This is a genomic window from Actinomyces sp. ICM47, assembly GCF_000278725.1.
Taxonomy (GTDB): Bacteria; Actinomycetota; Actinomycetes; order Actinomycetales; family Actinomycetaceae; genus Pauljensenia.
Window position 1 is genome coordinate 1 of the sequence record NZ_ALCA01000037.1, and the last position, 15,304, is coordinate 15,304.

Sequence of the window (15,304 nt, forward strand, 5' to 3'; positions counted from 1 at the left end):
TGACTTTTTAGTCACCTGATCTGACCAAGGGCTGCTGGCGCGCACTCGCGCGCCAGCAGCCCTATTCTCGTAGACGTAGTGGGTCGCCCCGGCTCCCGCGCACACCGCGCGAGATTCCGGAAGGAGCCACGGCCTCGTCCCAATTCCCAGCGAACGGAGCGTTACCTCGTGAGCAACGAGATTCCCACCCTGCGCGATCCCCAAGACCGCAGGCTTCCGCGCATTTCACCACCCTGCGGCCTCGTCATCTTCGGCATCACCGGTGACCTCGCACGCAAAAAGCTCCTGCCCGCCATCTACGACCTCGCCAACCGCGGTCTGCTCCACCCCGCTTTCTCACTGACCGGCTTCGCACGGCGCGACTGGAGTCCGCAGGACTTCGAGGAATACGTGCGCGCCTCCATTGAAGCTCACACCCGCACCGGTTTCAACGAGGGGACGTGGAACCAGCTGCGCTCAGGCTTGCGCTTCGTGTCCGGTACCTTCGACGACCCCGAGGCCTACCGCCGTCTGGCCGACACCGTCGCCGAACTCGACAGCGTACGTGGCACCGGCGGTAACCACGCCTTCTACCTGTCGATCCCGCCGTCCTACTTCCCCGTCGTCGCCAAGCATCTGTCCGACACAGGCCTCAACAAGCGCCAGGGCCGCGAGTGGCGACGCGTCATCATCGAGAAGCCATTCGGGCACAATCTTGAGTCGGCGCGCGAACTCTCCGACGTCATCTCGCAGATCTTCGACGAGCAGGACGTCTTCCGTATCGACCACTACCTGGGCAAGGAAACCGTCCAGAACATCATGGCGATGCGCTTCGCGAACGCCATGTTCGAGCCGCTGTGGAAGGCCAACTACGTCGATTCCGTGCAGATTACGATGGCTGAAGACATCGGTATCGGCACGCGCGCCGGCTACTACGACGGCATCGGCGCTGCCCGCGACATCATCCAAAACCACCTGCTCCAACTCATGGCGCTGACCGCCATGGAAGAACCCGTCCACTTCACTCCTGAGGAAATCCGCGCGGAGAAGGAAAAGGTCCTCTCAGCTGTTCGCCTGCCCGAGGACCTGGCCATCGACACCGCGCGAGGCCAGTACGCGAGCGGCTGGCAAGGCGGTGCCCAGGTGCGCGGTTACCTCGAGGAGGACGGCATCCCCGCCGACTCGACGACCGATACCTTCGCCGCGATCAAGCTCTTCGTGGACACGCGCCGCTGGGCGGGCGTTCCCTTCTACCTGCGCGCCGGCAAGCGCCTCGGTAAGCGCGTCACCGAGATCGCCGTCATCTTTAAGCGCTCCGCCCACGTGCCCTTCGGCAACTCGGCCCTCAGCGAGTCTGCTCAGAACGCGCTCGTCATCCGCGTCCAACCGGATGAGGGTCTGACCCTCAAGCTTGGCGCGAAGGTCCCGGGCACCTCGATGCAGGTGCGCGACGTCACGATGGACTTTGCCTACGGCCATGCGTTCACCGAGGACTCACCCGAGGCCTACGAGCGTCTCATCCTCGACGCGCTCGTCGGGTCCGCTCCCCTGTTCCCGCATCAGCGCGAGGTCGAAGCCTCGTGGAAGATCCTCGACCCGATCCTGTCCTTCTGGGAGACCCAGGGCCAGCCCGAACCCTACGCGCCGGGCACGTGGGGTCCCCAGTCCGCGCACGACATGCTGGCCCGAGATGGCCGTTTCTGGAGGCTCCCATGATCATCACCCTGAAAAACACCACATCCGCCGAGGTGGCGTCGCGCATCGTGGAGCTGCGCGACGAACGTGGCGCTGCGGCCCTCAGCCGCGTCCTCACACTCCTCATCTGCGTACCCGACCTGATTGACGTCGACAATGCGATCGAAATTTCGGACGCAGTCTCGCGCGAGCACCCGTGCCGCGTCATCGTCATCGTGGAGCCCGACTCAAGTTCAGGTGACGCGCGCCTGAACGCCCAGATCCGCGTCGGAGATGCGGCGGGCCTGTCGGACATCATCATCCTGGAGCCGCGCGGCGAGGCAGCGTCGAACATCGATTCCCTCGTCATGCCGCTGCTCCAATCGGATACGCCAGTCGTTACCTACTGGCCGGTGACCCCACCGAAGAATCCGGGCGAGCACCCGTTGGGTCGCCTGGCCATCAAGCGCATCACGGATTCGCGTGCAACGCTGTGCCCGATGGAAACGCTCTCGGCCCTGTCAGCCGTCTACACTCCCGGCGACACGGACCTGGCGTGGGCGGGCGTCACTCTGTGGCGCGCGCTGCTCGCAGCCGTCGCCGAAGACTTCGACCGCCTTCCGACGTCGATCCGCGTGGCCGGCAACGCGACGCACCCCTCCCCTTTCCTGGTGGCCGCGTGGCTCCATCACCAGCTGGGCGTGCCCGTCGAGCGCGTCGTCGACGCCTCGGCGTACACGATCACGGACATCACCTTCTTCTTCGACGACGACACGACCGTGTCCCTCTCACGTAGCGCCACCTCCTCGGTTGCACGCCTCTCGCGCCCGGGCCTCGAGGATCGCAACGTGAACCTGGCGCGCCGCTCCGTGCAGGACTCTCTCATGGAAGACTTGCGCCGCCTCGATCCCGACGTCTACTACGGCGAGCTGCTCACAACGGAGCTGCCCCGCCTCGCAGAGTGCAGGGCGGAGGGCTGACATGCTCAGCGTTCACACGCTCGAGGTCCGTCCGACAGTCGACGCATTGAACGAGTCGGTCGGTGAGGCTTTCCTCGCGCGCCTGCGCATGCTCATCGACGAGGCGGAGGCACCCGCACGGATCAACCTTGCTCTCTCCGGTGGCGCGGTAACGACCTCGCTGCTTCCGTCGTTGCTCCCCCGCGTCGGCGAGATCGATTGGTCGCGCGTGCGCGTGTGGATGGTTGACGAGCGCTACGTGCCCGCGGGAGACGAGGACCGTAACGACGACCAAGCGTGGGAGGGCTTCTTCCACGCGGCCACAGGCGTGGAGTTCATGCGCATGCCAACCTCCGATAGTTGGGCTCCGGGCGGCGGATCCCTCGACGAGGCCTGTGCTGCCTTCGCTGCCACGTGGGCCGATGTGATGGGGCAGCGTTCCTTCGACATCGCGCTCATCGGCATGGGTCCCGACGGGCACATCTGCTCACTCTTCCCGGGTCGGATCGACCCCGGCGAGACCAGCCCCATCCTGGCGATTCGCAACTCCCCCAAGCCTCCGCCCGAGCGCATCTCCGTCTCCATGCCGGTCATACAAGCCTGCCCCGAGGTGTGGCTGACAACCACCGGGGCGGCCAAGGCCTCGGCCCTCGGCGCGGCTTTCGCGGGGGCATCACCCCTCGACCTGCCCGTCGCGGGCGTCCTCTCCCCCACGACGCGCGTCTATCTGGACGAGGCGGCAGCTTCGCAGATCGCTCTCCCATAGGGGATCTGCAGACACACAAGGAGGCGGGGTCACTGTGACCCCGCCTCTGCCATACATCGAGTTGGGCGGATGCCGCACCGAGAATAGACGAGCAGAAAAGGAAGAAGAAAACGCGTTCGGGAACTGACGCGGCTCGCGGCGTTAAGAACAAATGAAACTGGCTCCCCACGCGATGGTGGGGAGCCAGGAAACGATATCGATCATTGATCGATCAACGACCGTACTTCGCCAGCAGCGCGTAGCCGACGATGCACACCAGCCAAATGAACAGCGTCCCCATGGTGATGCGGTTCAGGTTGCGCTCAGCGACACCGGAGGAGCCGGCCGACGAGGAGATGCCGCCACCGAACATATCCGACAGACCGCCACCCTGCCCCTTATGCATCAGGATGGTCAGGGTCAGCAGGATGCTGGTTAGGAAAATCAGCACGATCAGCACGTTGTTCAGAATGGTCACTGTGGGTCCAATTTCTATCGCGGTCACGCCCCAATTTGAGGCACATACATCATAAGTGTAACGGAGAATGACGGTGGGGCCAACCGGCACACCGGTTGACCCCACCTCGCTCCCGTTAGATCCGCCTCACGTGGTGAGGATGGCTAGGAGCGTTAGCTTCTCTCAGGCGTAGAAGTTCGCCATGGCGGCGAAGGAATCGGCCTTGAGGGATGCGCCGCCGACGAGACCACCGTCAACGTCGGGCTGAGCCATGAGCTCCTTGATGTTGCCGGGCTTAGCGGAGCCGCCGTACAGAATGCGGGTCGCTTCAGCGGTCTCGGCACCAAAGTCCTCGGCCAGGGCGGCGCGGATAGCACCGCACACTTCCTGGGCGTCCTCGGCGGAGGCGGTCTCGCCGGTGCCGATGGCCCAGATAGGCTCGTAGGCGATGACGATCTTGGCGACCTCTTCGGCCTTCCAGCCGGCGAGGGCGGCACGGATCTGGCCGAGCACAAACTCAACGTAGGTGCCAGCCTTGCGGACCTCGAGGGCCTCGCCGCAGCACAGGATCGGGGTCATGCCCGCGTCAAAGACCTTGCGAGCCTTCGCACCGACGAGCTCGTCGGACTCATTGTGGTACTCGCGACGCTCCGAGTGGCCCATGACAACATAGGTGACACCGAGCTTGCTGAGCATCTCAGTGGAGATTTCGCCAGTGTAGGCACCGTTGTCGTGGATCGACACGTCCTGCGCACCATACTTGATACTGAGTTCGTCGGCATCAACGATGGTCTGGACGGTGCGGATGTCGGTGAACGGCGGGATGACCAGGACCTCGCACTTGGAGTAGTCATGTCCTGCATCGGACAGTGCCATTGCCAAGCCCTGAACGAGATGGTTGGCCTCGAGGTGATCGAGGTTCATCTTCCAGTTGCCGGCCATGAGGGGGGTACGTGCCATGAGTCAGTCCTCCAGAACTGCGATACCGGGCAGAACCTTGCCCTCGAGGAGCTCGAGGGAGGCACCACCACCAGTGGAAATGTGGGAGAAAGTGTTCTCGTCGAAGCCGAGCAGGCGCACGGCAGCGGCGGAGTCGCCGCCACCGATGACGGAGAACATGGAACCCTTGGACAGGGCCTCCGCGACGGCGCGGGTGCCGCCGGAGAATGCCTCGAATTCAAAGACGCCCATGGGGCCGTTCCACGCGACGGTCTTGGCAGTGGCCAGCTTGTCGGCGAAAAGCTTCTGGGACTCGGGACCGATGTCAAGACCCATCTGATCGTCGGGAATGGCGTCGACCTTGACGACGGTCGCGGGCGCATCAGCCGAGAACTCGGGGGCTACAACAACGTCGACGGGCAGAACCAGGTCGACGCCGCGCTCAGCGGCCTCAGCAATGTAGCCCTTGACGGTGTCGATCTGATCGGACTCGAGCAGGGACTTACCAACCGAGTAGCCCTGTGCGGCCAGGAAGGTGAAGGCCATGCCGCCGCCGATGAAGAGCATGTCAGCCTTCTTCAGCAGGTTGGCGATGACGCCCAGCTTGTCGGAGACCTTGGAACCGCCGAGAACAACGCCGTAGGGGCGCTCGGGGTCGCCAGTCACCTTGGACAGGGACTCGATCTCCTTGAGAACGAGCAGGCCAGCGGCCGAGGGCAGCAGCTTGGCAATGTCGTAGACGGAGGCCTGCTTGCGGTGGACGACACCAAAGCCGTCGGAAACGAAGGCGTCACCGAGCTTGGCGTACTCACGGGCCAGTTCTTCGCGCTCCTCGTCGACCTTGGAGGTCTCGCGGGCGTCGTAGCGGACGTTCTCGAGCAGGGCGATCTCGCCCTCACCGAGGGCTGCAACGGTCGCAGCGGCGGACTCGCCGACGACGTCGGTGGCCAGGGTGACCTTCACGCCGGAGAGCTCGGCGAGGCGCTTGGCGACGGGGGCCAGCGAGAATGCGGGGTCGACCTTGCCCTTGGGGCGGCCGAGGTGGGCCAGGATGACGACCTTGGCACCGGCATCGGTCAGCGTCTTGAGGGTCGGCAGCGCCGCGCGGATGCGGCCATCGTCAGTGATGACGCCGTCCTTGAGCGGAACATTGAAATCGGAACGGACCAGGACGCGCTTGCCGCGCAGGTCGCCCAGGGAGGAAATGGTCCTCATGGGGGAATCCTTTCGGTGGAAAGAAAACGAAGGTGGTGTGCGAGATGCCCGTGCACGTGCGTGCACGGGCATCTCACTGTCAGCTCATGGCTGTATCGTCAGTGCTCTCAGGCGAGCTTGGAACCGACGAGGGCGGTGAGGCGAACGAGAGCGTTCGAGTAGCCCCACTCGTTGTCGTACCAGGACAGGACCTTGACGAGGTTGCCGATGACCTTGGTCTCGGTGGCGTCGAAGATCGAGGTGTGCGGGTCGCCCACGATGTCGGAGGAGACGATCGGATCCTCGGTGTACTTCAGAACACCCTTGAGCTCACCCTCGGCGGCGGCCTTGACGGCAGCCTTAACGGCCTCGACGGAGACCTCCTTCTTCGCGATGAAGGTGAGGTCGGTCAGGGAGCCGGTCGGGGTGGGAACGCGGACGGCGAGGCCATCGAACTTGCCGGCAAGAGCGGGCAGAACCAGGGCGACGGCCTGAGCAGCACCGGTCTTGGTGGGGATCATGTTCAGGGCCGCGGCGCGGGCGCGACGCAGATCCTTGTGGGGGGCGTCGAGGACGCGCTGGTCACCCGTGTAGGAGTGGATGGTCGTCATGATGCCGCGCTCGATGCCGAAGTTCTCCTCGAGAACCTTGGCGAGGGGGGCGAGGCAGTTGGTCGTGCAGGAGGCGTTCGACACGATGTTCATCGTGGCGTTGTCGTAGTCGGCCTCGTTCACGCCCATGACGAAGGTGCCGTCGACGTTCTTCGCGGGAGCGGAGATGACGACCTTCTTGGCACCAGCCTCGATGTGAGCCTTGGCCTTCTCACCGTCGGTGAAGAAGCCGGTGGACTCAACGACAACCTCAACACCGAGCTCGCCCCAAGGCAGGTCGGCGGGGTTACGCTGAGCGAGCACCTTGATGTGCTTGCCGTCAACGACGATACCCTCGTCGTCGTAGGAGACCTCACCCTGGAAGCGGCCCGTGATCGAGTCGTACTTCAGCAGGTGAGCGAGGGTCTTGTTGTCGGTCAGGTCGTTCACGGCGACGATCTCGATGTCCGCGCCCTGCTCGAGGGCGGCGCGGAAGAAGTTACGGCCGATGCGGCCGAAGCCGTTGATGCCAACGCGGGTGGTCACTATGGTTCCTCCTGCTCGTGCCCCTCACAGGGCACGGTTTTCGATGCAACCGGGCGTGCGGGTTGCCAGCCCGGCCCGCAGGTTTCTGCGGTTCCAGCACTTCCTAATTTACACCCGAAAGCGGACTCTGTCACACCCCAATTTAGAAATTCGCACGTGGGGTAATTCTCGTTTGAACTGGGACGAACGTAACAGAGGCGAAATCTTTAGTCTTCTTCGAGCATGTCGAGGGTGAGCGCGGATTCTGTATCGGGAATACCTCGTTCGTGTGCGACCTTGTCGGCGAGGGCCAGGAGGCGGCGGATTCGCCCGGCGACAGCATCCTTGGTAAGCGGCGGATTCGTGTGCTTGCCAAGCTCCTCGAGGGAGGCCTGCTTGTACTGGAGGCGCAGGGTTCCCGCCTCGAGCAGGTGAGCGGGCACGTCATCCCCAAGAATCTCGAAGGCGCGCTCGACGCGAGCACCGGCGGCGACGGCAGCTCGGGCGGAGCGGCGCAGGTTCGCGTCGTCGAAGTTGGCCAATCGATTGGCACTGCCTCGAGCCTCGCGACGTTCGCGGCGCTCCTGCCAGGCCTCAAAGGTCTGTGGTGCCCCCATTGCGGAAATCAGGGTGCCAATTGCGTCCGAATCGCGGACGGACACGCGATCAGTACCGCGTACTTCCTTCGAGCGAGCAGCTGCCCCGAGCTTGCGCGCGCAGCCGACCATCGCAAGGGCAACCTCTGGACCCGGGCACGTGATTTCGAGGGAAGAGGAGCGTCCGGGTTCCATGAGGGAGCCGCGAGCAAGGAATGCACCACGCCAGATGGCTGAGGCTTCGGCTGTGCCCGACGCGACGAGGACGGGGGGAAGCCCGCGCACGGGTCGGCGCATGGAGTCGACCAGGCCGGTCATGCGTGCAAGCTCGTCTGCCTTGTGGACGACGCGCACGACGTAACGCTTGCCCCGGCGCAGGGAGGAACCGGAAACAACGACGACGGAGGACTCAGCGTTATAGAGGGCCTGCAGGTAGCCCCGAAGGCGACGGGCGGCCACGGGTGAGTCGAGCTCAGCCTCGACGAGGATACGCCCACCCACGAGGTGGAGTCCCCCGGCGAAACGCAGCGTCGCGCTCACTTCGGCGGCTACCTCGGAAGGGGTTGTGATGATGGCGCGCGCGAGCTCGTCCTTCATGTCTGATGTCAGGGACACTGATTCTCCCAGCGATGTGATGTCGTTTGTCAGCGGGCAACAGCTTCTAAGGTAACCACGTTTCGGCTTGGCCGACCTCACCGAGGAAGCCGTCGAACGCATCACGCAGCGCTGCGGCGAGGCGCAGGGGGTCGTGGTGCGGGGCACCGTCACCGGTGCGTACCTGGCGCAGGAGCACGCGGGCACCCAACTCCTCGGCGGCAACGATCAGGTCGTCAATGTCATCACAGGCGGTGGGGTCGGCGACGATGACGTCGAGTTTGAGGGCGGGCGCGTATTCGCGCAGAACACGCACGTGGTCTGCTGTGGACATGGTGTCGGTTTCGCCGCGCTGGCGGGCGAGATTGAGCACGAGCGCGCGGTGCGCGTCGGTCGTGGCCAGAGCTCGGTTAATCTCGGGGACAAGCAGATGCGGGATGACGGAGGTGTACCAGGAGCCGGGACCCAAGACGACCCAGTCGGCCTCGGAGATGGCGTCGATGACGGCGGCGGGAACCTCGGGAGCCTCGGGGGTGATACGCACATGCTCAACGGTACCCGGCGCGATGGCAACCTTGCACTGGCCGGAAACGACGTAGCAGCGTCCGTCGTCATTCATGTCGGCTTCAATGTCGATGGGGGTGGTCGCCATGGGCAGGACACGACCTTGCGCGCCGAGCAGACGCCCCACCCAGTCGAGTCCTTCAACCGGGTCGTCGAGGAGCTGCCAGAGTCCAGAGATGATCAGATTACCGAGCGCGTGTCCATTGAGGGGACCGGTCGTGTCCAGGCGCAGCTGCATGACGTCGCGCCAGGTGAGTCCCCATTCGGATTCTTCACAGAGGGAGGCCAGGGCCATGCGCAGGTCGCCCGGGGGCAGGATCGTCATTTCCTGGCGGAGGCGACCGGAACTGCCGCCGTCGTCGGCGACGGTAACGACAGCCGTCAGGGCGCGGGTGATATGTCGGAGGGCCCTCAGGGTGGCGGACAGGCCGTGTCCGCCACCGAGGGCGACGATGGACTGGCCGGATTCTCCTCGTTGAACCCAGCCAGCTGCATCAAGATAGGGCATTACTCTCTCCCAATGTCGCGGTGCATGACGCGCACCGAATGTCCGTGCTCGCGCAGGCGCTTGGCGATGGCCTCGGAGCAGGCAACGGAGCGGTGCTTTCCGCCCGTGCATCCGATGGCAATCGTGACGAATGGCTTCAATTCTGCCAGATAGCCAGCGAGCATGGGGGCCAAAAGATCCGCATAGCCCAGAGCGAAATCGCGTGCGCCGGGCTGGGAGAGGACGTAGTCGGCTACGGCCTGGTCTTTTCCGGTGAGATGACGCAGTTCATCAACCCAGTAGGGGTTCTTCAGGAAGCGCACGTCGACGACGTGATCGGCGTCGAGGGGCAGGCCGTGCTTGAATCCGAAGGATTCGACGGTGACTTGGAGGGGGCGTTGCTCCCCCGCCACGATGTCGCGGATGCGTCGCGTGAGATCGTGGACGCTCATGTCGGAGGTGTCAATGACCTCGTCGGCTGCGCGGCGCAGGGGCGCGAGGAGGCGCATTTCGGCCTTGATGCCATCCATGAGGGTGCCGGCACCCTGGAGGGGATGGGGGCGTCGATTGGATTCGTAGCGGCGCACGAGGGTTTCGGGACTGGCCTCAAGGAAGATGACGCGGTAGGCAATGCCCGCGCCCTTGAGCTGTTCGAGAGTGGCGTCCAGGGTGCGGAAGAAGGTACGCGAGCGCACGTCGACACCGACGGCCAGGCGGTGCACGCCGGCTGCGGGGTCGTTCGACATCATGCCGACCAGCGCGGGAAGCATCGTCGGGGGCAGGTTGTCGACGACGTACCAGTCGAGGTCTTCCAGGGCACGGGCGGCACCGGTTCGTCCGGCACCCGAGTAGCCGGTGATGATGAGGACTTCGTTGGATGCGCGGGGTTCGAAGCGCGTACGGGCGGCGTCGCGCACGGGGATGCCCTCGGGGAAGGTGCGCGGGTTCTCCTCCCTCGTGGACGAGGCCGTGGCGTCGGTCAGTCGGGGCGCGCCGCCTGGTGCGTGGTCGGTCATGATGTCCTCCTTGGGAGTGCGGTGAGTGCGTGGGGATGTCTGATTAGCTGGGGTTCTGTGCGTCGTCAATGGTGATGGCCGCCGCTGCACGGCGGGCGATGACACGCGATTCCTTGGGCGTCGTGGCGGTGGCCGCGACGACGCCAACGCGGCGGCCAGAACGGCTGATCGGCTTGCCGAAGATACGAACGATGTCGGCGGTAGCCAAGGCTGTGGCGACACCGCGGTAGGCAGGGGTGTCAATCGCGCGGGTGGACTTGATGACAGCGGAAGCACCCGGAGAGGCCAGTGCGGTGGAGGTGGGCAGGCCGAGGATCGCGCGCGCGTGCAATTCAAATTCGGACTGTGCCTGCGTCGCCATGGTGACCATGCCCGTGTCGTGGGGACGCGGAGAGAGTTCGGAGAACCACACGTCGTCGCCACGCACGAAGAATTCGACGCCGAAGAGTCCCAGGCAGGGGCCGTTACCGGCCTGTGCGAGCGCATCGGTGACGGCCTTGGCCATTGTGCGGGCGCGTTCCAGGGCGGACCCGCTCATGGCCATGGGCTGCCAGGATTCGACGTAGTCGCCACCTTCCTGGCGGTGCCCGATAGGCGCACAGAAGCTCGTCGTGACCGTGCCCGTTGCGGCATCCCAGGAGCGCACGGTCAGCAGGGTGATCTCGTAGTCGAAGTCGATGCCTTCCTCGACGATGACGACACCCGTAGTCGCACGCGCGTCCTGCTCGGCGTGAGTCCATGCGGATGTGGCCTGCTCGGGGCCGGTCACGCGGGACTGGCCATGCCCGGAGGAGGACATCGTTGGCTTGACGAAAGCTGGGTAGCCGATCTCGTCGAGTGCGGCGGCCAGCTCAGCTGCGCTGTGCGCGAAGCGGAAAGCCGAGGTGCGCACGCCGGGCAGGGACGCGGCAAGGGTGCGGATGCGCTGGCGGTCCATCGTGGCCTGGACGGCAAAGGCGTTGGGGACGACGCGCACACCGCGTTCCTCCGAGGCGCTCAAGCAGTCAGTGGCAATGGCCTCCACCTCGGGGACAATGAGGTCGACGTCACTCTCGTCTAGAACGGCGCTCAGGGCAGCCGGATCACTCATGTCGAAGACGCGTGACTGGTCCGCGACCTGCATCGCGGGGGCATTGCCGTAGGAGTCACACGCGATGACGGTGCACCCGTAGCGTTGCAGGGCGATCGTCACCTCCTTGCCGAGTTCGCCAGAACCCAGCAGCAGCACGCGCGCCGGCAACGGCAGGGGAAGCGTCAGTGTCATGGTGTGTCCTCCCTCGACGATGTGACTAGCCTATCGCGGATCGTAGCCGCGAGGGTGGGTCCCACGCCCTTGACCTCGGCAATCTGTTCGACGGAAGCCTCCCGGATCCGCTTGACAGAGCCGAAATGCTTGAGCAGTGCGGCCTGACGTGCGGGTCCAAGCCCTGGGATGGAATCGAGGACCGAGCGACGCTGCGCCTTCGAGCGGCGCTTGCGATGCTTCGTGATCGCAAAGCGGTGTGACTCGTCGCGCAGGTACTGCAGGAGGTAGAGAGCCTCCGAGGTGCGCGGCAGAATGAGCGGGAACTCATCGCCTGGGATCCATACCTCTTCCAGGCGCTTGGCCAGGCCGACGACGGGCACGTCCGCGCCCACCGCGTCCAGGGCGGCTCGCGCGGCGTTAACCTGAGGCAGGCCGCCGTCCACAACGACCAAGTCAGGTCGGTAGGAGAAGCGTTTGGGGCGTCCCGTCGTCGCATCGATCGGGCCAGAGGCGTAGGCGACGCCATCCTCATCTTCCCCATCAACACCGGCTTCCTCAGCGAGGAGGCGAGAGAAGCGGCGGGTGAGGACCTCGTTCATCGCGCTCGTATCGTCGGGGGTTCCGTTGCCGTCCTCGCCGCGGATGTTGTAGGTGCGATAGGCGTCCTTACGTGGCATACCATCCTCGAAGACGACCATCGAGGCGACCTGGTTTTCTCCGCCCGTGTGCGAGACGTCGTAGCATTCGATGCGCAGGGGCGCGCTGGGCAGGTCAAGGTTCTCCGCGAGCTGCTCCAGCGCCTTCGAGCGCGCCGTAATGTCACCCGCACGCTTCGTGCGATGCAGGGCGAGGGCTTGCCGGGCGTTCTCCGTGACCGTCTCCATGAGTTGAGCCTTCGGACCGCGCTTGGGCACGTGCACAGACACGGACGCACCGCGCGTCTGCCCCAGCCAGCTCGCAATCGTCTCCTGATCCTCGGGCGCGACAGAGACCAGCACTTCGCGTGGAATCGCCGAGGTGGGAGTGTGCGCAACGTCGTCCACGCTCACGGCCGCCACCTTCATGCCTTTCCCAGCCCCGGCCTCGTCCGGTGACGCAGACGAATACACCTGCTCGAGGAGGCGCGACATGAGGGCAGCGTCGTCTGCGCCGTCGACGCGCTCGATGACCCAGCCGCGCGTTCCTCGAATGCGCCCGCCGCGCACATGAAAAACATGAACGGCAGCGTCGAGGTCGTCGCTGACGAGCGCGAACGCATCCGCGTCCGCCCCGTCATCGAGCACCACAGCGTTACGCTCCAGCACCGTGCGCAACGCCAGGACATCGTCACGCAGCTTCGCCGCACGCTCGAAATTCAGCTCCGCCGAGGCCTGGCGCATCTGCGCCTCCAGGTCGCGAATCACGGGCCCGGTGCGCCCCTCCATGAACTGACACAGTCCCTCGGCAAGCGCGCGATGCTCCTCCATCGACACGCGACCCACGCACGGGGCCGCGCACTTGTCGATATAGCCGAGCAGACAGGGCCGTCCCTGCGCCTTCGCGCGCTGAAACACACCCGCCGAACACGAGCGCATCGGGAAGACGCGCAGGAGCTGATCGATCGTCTCGCGAATCGCCCACACTTGCGTGTACGGACCGAAATACCGCGAGCCCGCCCGCTTACGCTCGCGGGTCACCTGCACGCGGGGGAAACACTCCCCCATCGACACCGCCAGGTACGGGTAGGACTTGTCGTCCTTAAACATGACATTGAAGCGCGGATTGAATTCCTTAATCCACGTGAACTCCAGCGTCAGGGCCTCCACCTCGGAACGCACGACGGTCCACTGAACGGCGCTCGCGGTCGTCACCATTTGCTGGGTGCGCGGGTGCAGATTCGCCAGGTCCTGGAAGTAGTTAGTGAGGCGATTACGCAGGTTTTTGGCCTTGCCGACGTAGATGACGCGGCCCTGCGGATCTGAGAATCGGTAGACGCCCGGCGAGGTCGGAATGTCCCCCGTGCGGGGCCTGTACGTCGAAGGATCTGCCACGATCCCAGGGTACGAGGCCGGGGCTGGGAGTGCCCGGCACCCACGTTGGGCGTGCTCTATGTCATGAAACCTTTGAATGATGAAACTAAGGCACGCGCGCGCCACCCGTAGGCATATACTGAGCTTGGTTACGAATTGACCGATTCTTGACCATTGAGTACATCTCTCCCACAAAGAAGGACGTTCATGTTCACCTCCACCCAAGAGGTCGCAGACTTTATCTCCGAGCAGAACATTGAACTCGTCGACGTGCGCTTCTGTGACGTCCCCGGTGTTCAGCAGCACTTTACGATCCCCGTGAGCGAATTCCTGGACGCCGCTTTGTCGGACGGACTCATGTTCGACGGCTCCTCGGTGCGCGGATTCACCGCCATCCACGAGTCCGACATGAAGCTCATCCCGGACATCTCCTCCGCCTTCGTCGACCCGTTCCGTGATCGTAAGACCCTGGTCGTCAACTTCTCGATCGTCGACCCCTTCACCGACGAGCCTTTCTCGCGCGATCCGCGCCAGGTGGCCGCCAAGGCCGAAGCCTACCTGCGCTCGACCGGCATCGCGGACGAGTGCTTCATCGGTGCCGAGGCCGAGTTCTACCTCTTCGATGACGTGCGCTACCAGGTCACCCCGCACAACACGTTCTTCTCCGTCGACTCCCCCGAGGCCTACTGGAACACCGGTCGCGCAGAAGAGGGCGGCAACATGGGCTACAAGGTGGCCATTAAGGGCGGCTATTTCCCCGTTTCCCCCGCCGACAAGTACGCGGACGTGCGCGACGAGATGAGCCGCCTCCTTGAGCAGGTCGGCCTGACGATCGAGCGCGCCCACCATGAGGTCGGCTCGGGCGGTCAGCAGGAGATCAACTACCGTTTCGCGACTCTGCAGACCGCGGCCGACGACATGATGAAGTTCAAGTACGTCATCAAGAACGCGGCCCTCGAGTTCGGCCATTCCGCGACCTTCATGCCTAAGCCCCTGTTCGGCGACAACGGCTCGGGCATGCACACGCACATGTCCCTGTGGAAGAACGGCGAGCCCCTCTTCTACGACGAGCGTGGCTACGGCTCCCTGTCCGACACGGCCCGCTGGTTCATCGGCGGCCTACTGGAGCACGCCCCCGCGCTGCTTGCCTTCACGAACCCGTCGGTGAATTCTTTCCGCCGCCTGGTGCCCGGCTTCGAGGCCCCGATCAACCTCGTGTACTCGGCGCGCAACCGCTCCGCATGCATCCGTATCCCCGTGACGGGCACGTCCCCAAAGGCCAAGCGCGTGGAGTACCGCGTGCCGGACCCGAGCGCGAACCCCTACCTGGCCTTCTCCGCCTGCCTCATGGCGGGTATCGACGGCATCAAGCGCCGCATCGAGCCGGCAGCTCCCATCGACAAGGACCTCTACGAGCTACCCCCGGCCGAGTACCAGGACATTGCTAAGCTACCCAGCTCGCTCGAGGCCGCCCTGGACGCACTGCGCGAGGACCACGAGTTCCTCACCGAGGGCGACGTCTTCACCCAGGATCTCATCGACACCTGGCTGGACTACAAGGAGACCAACGAGGTCGCCCCGATGCGCGCCTACGTGCACCCCTACGAGTACCAGATGTACTACGACCTGTGATCTAATCGTCACTTGAGCGGCCCCTGCCCCATTTTTGGCGCAGGGGCCGCTCGTTACCCGATAGACTCACCTCTAGACCTATTGTTCAGTCTTTGAAC

At 64.6% G+C, this 15,304-nt stretch carries 13 protein-coding genes; 4 read left to right on the top strand and 9 right to left on the bottom strand.

The features are described 5' to 3' along the window. Positions 1–168: 168 nt before the first annotated feature. From zwf to pgl, 3 genes are read left to right on the top strand one after another with little or no spacing between them, the layout of a single operon-like run. Positions 169–1,695, top strand: coding sequence for a glucose-6-phosphate dehydrogenase (gene zwf, locus HMPREF1136_RS02550; protein WP_009647757.1), 1,527 nt, complete (start codon positions 169–171; stop codon positions 1,693–1,695). Next, complete coding sequence (locus HMPREF1136_RS02555) at positions 1,692–2,633, top strand: glucose-6-phosphate dehydrogenase assembly protein OpcA (RefSeq protein WP_009647775.1); 942 nt, start codon at positions 1,692–1,694, stop codon at positions 2,631–2,633. Before zwf ends, HMPREF1136_RS02555 begins: the two co-directional genes overlap by 4 nt. 1 nt (position 2,634) lies before the next feature. Next, a complete protein-coding gene (gene pgl, locus HMPREF1136_RS02560; protein WP_009647780.1) occupies positions 2,635–3,378 on the top strand; it encodes a 6-phosphogluconolactonase in 744 nt (247 codons plus the stop codon). Between the two features lie 211 nt (positions 3,379–3,589). On the opposite strand, the gene secG is transcribed toward pgl, so the two are convergent. From secG to uvrC, 9 genes are all read right to left on the bottom strand, one after another. Further along, complete coding sequence (gene secG / locus HMPREF1136_RS02565) at positions 3,590–3,835, bottom strand: preprotein translocase subunit SecG (RefSeq protein WP_009647776.1); 246 nt, start codon at positions 3,833–3,835, stop codon at positions 3,590–3,592. A gap of 162 nt (positions 3,836–3,997) precedes the next feature. Then, positions 3,998–4,774 (bottom strand): triose-phosphate isomerase, encoded by a 777-nt coding sequence (gene tpiA, locus HMPREF1136_RS02570; protein ID WP_009647772.1) that lies wholly within the window; start codon positions 4,772–4,774, stop codon positions 3,998–4,000. Positions 4,775–4,777: 3 nt separating this feature from the next. Then, positions 4,778–5,968 carry a phosphoglycerate kinase gene (locus tag HMPREF1136_RS02575; RefSeq protein ID WP_009647761.1) on the bottom strand — a complete coding sequence of 397 codons (1,191 nt, stop codon included), beginning with the start codon at positions 5,966–5,968 and terminating at the stop codon, positions 4,778–4,780. Between the two features lie 107 nt (positions 5,969–6,075). Continuing rightward, the gene (gene gap / locus HMPREF1136_RS02580) at positions 6,076–7,083 is read right to left on the bottom strand and encodes a type I glyceraldehyde-3-phosphate dehydrogenase (RefSeq protein ID WP_009647756.1); all 1,008 of its coding nucleotides are present in this window, start codon (positions 7,081–7,083) and stop codon (positions 6,076–6,078) included. A gap of 206 nt (positions 7,084–7,289) precedes the next feature. Continuing rightward, positions 7,290–8,273 (bottom strand): DNA-binding protein WhiA, encoded by a 984-nt coding sequence (whiA, locus tag HMPREF1136_RS02585; protein ID WP_009647769.1) that lies wholly within the window; start codon positions 8,271–8,273, stop codon positions 7,290–7,292. 46 nt (positions 8,274–8,319) lie between these two features. Continuing rightward, a complete protein-coding gene (locus HMPREF1136_RS02590) occupies positions 8,320–9,324 on the bottom strand; it encodes a gluconeogenesis factor YvcK family protein (protein ID WP_009647774.1) in 1,005 nt (334 codons plus the stop codon). Beyond that, complete coding sequence (gene rapZ, locus HMPREF1136_RS02595; RefSeq protein WP_009647764.1) at positions 9,324–10,319, bottom strand: RNase adapter RapZ; 996 nt, start codon at positions 10,317–10,319, stop codon at positions 9,324–9,326. Before rapZ ends, HMPREF1136_RS02590 begins: the two co-directional genes overlap by 1 nt. Positions 10,320–10,362: 43 nt before the next feature. Further along, the gene (gene purT, locus HMPREF1136_RS02600) at positions 10,363–11,583 is read right to left on the bottom strand and encodes a formate-dependent phosphoribosylglycinamide formyltransferase (protein WP_009647760.1); all 1,221 of its coding nucleotides are present in this window, start codon (positions 11,581–11,583) and stop codon (positions 10,363–10,365) included. After that, positions 11,580–13,595, bottom strand: a complete 2,016-nt coding sequence (gene uvrC, locus HMPREF1136_RS02605; protein ID WP_009647771.1) for an excinuclease ABC subunit UvrC — start codon at positions 13,593–13,595, stop codon at positions 11,580–11,582. Before uvrC ends, purT begins: the two co-directional genes overlap by 4 nt. 186 nt (positions 13,596–13,781) lie before the next feature. On the opposite strand from uvrC, the gene glnA reads away from it, so the two are divergent. Continuing rightward, a complete protein-coding gene (gene glnA, locus HMPREF1136_RS02610; protein WP_009647767.1) occupies positions 13,782–15,206 on the top strand; it encodes a type I glutamate--ammonia ligase in 1,425 nt (474 codons plus the stop codon). Positions 15,207–15,304 lie beyond the last annotated feature (98 nt).

Coding starts and splice junctions, on each gene's coding strand:
- glnA (WP_009647767.1), top strand. CDS start 13,782: ATGTTCACCTCCACCCAAGAGGTCGCAGACTTTATCTCCGAGCAGAAC.
- HMPREF1136_RS02590 (WP_009647774.1), bottom strand. CDS start 9,324: ATGCCCTATCTTGATGCAGCTGGCTGGGTTCAACGAGGAGAATCCGGC.
- rapZ (WP_009647764.1), bottom strand. CDS start 10,319: ATGACCGACCACGCACCAGGCGGCGCGCCCCGACTGACCGACGCCACG.
- HMPREF1136_RS02575 (WP_009647761.1), bottom strand. CDS start 5,968: ATGAGGACCATTTCCTCCCTGGGCGACCTGCGCGGCAAGCGCGTCCTG.
- tpiA (WP_009647772.1), bottom strand. CDS start 4,774: ATGGCACGTACCCCCCTCATGGCCGGCAACTGGAAGATGAACCTCGAT.
- pgl (WP_009647780.1), top strand. CDS start 2,635: ATGCTCAGCGTTCACACGCTCGAGGTCCGTCCGACAGTCGACGCATTG.
- purT (WP_009647760.1), bottom strand. CDS start 11,583: ATGACACTGACGCTTCCCCTGCCGTTGCCGGCGCGCGTGCTGCTGCTG.
- HMPREF1136_RS02555 (WP_009647775.1), top strand. CDS start 1,692: ATGATCATCACCCTGAAAAACACCACATCCGCCGAGGTGGCGTCGCGC.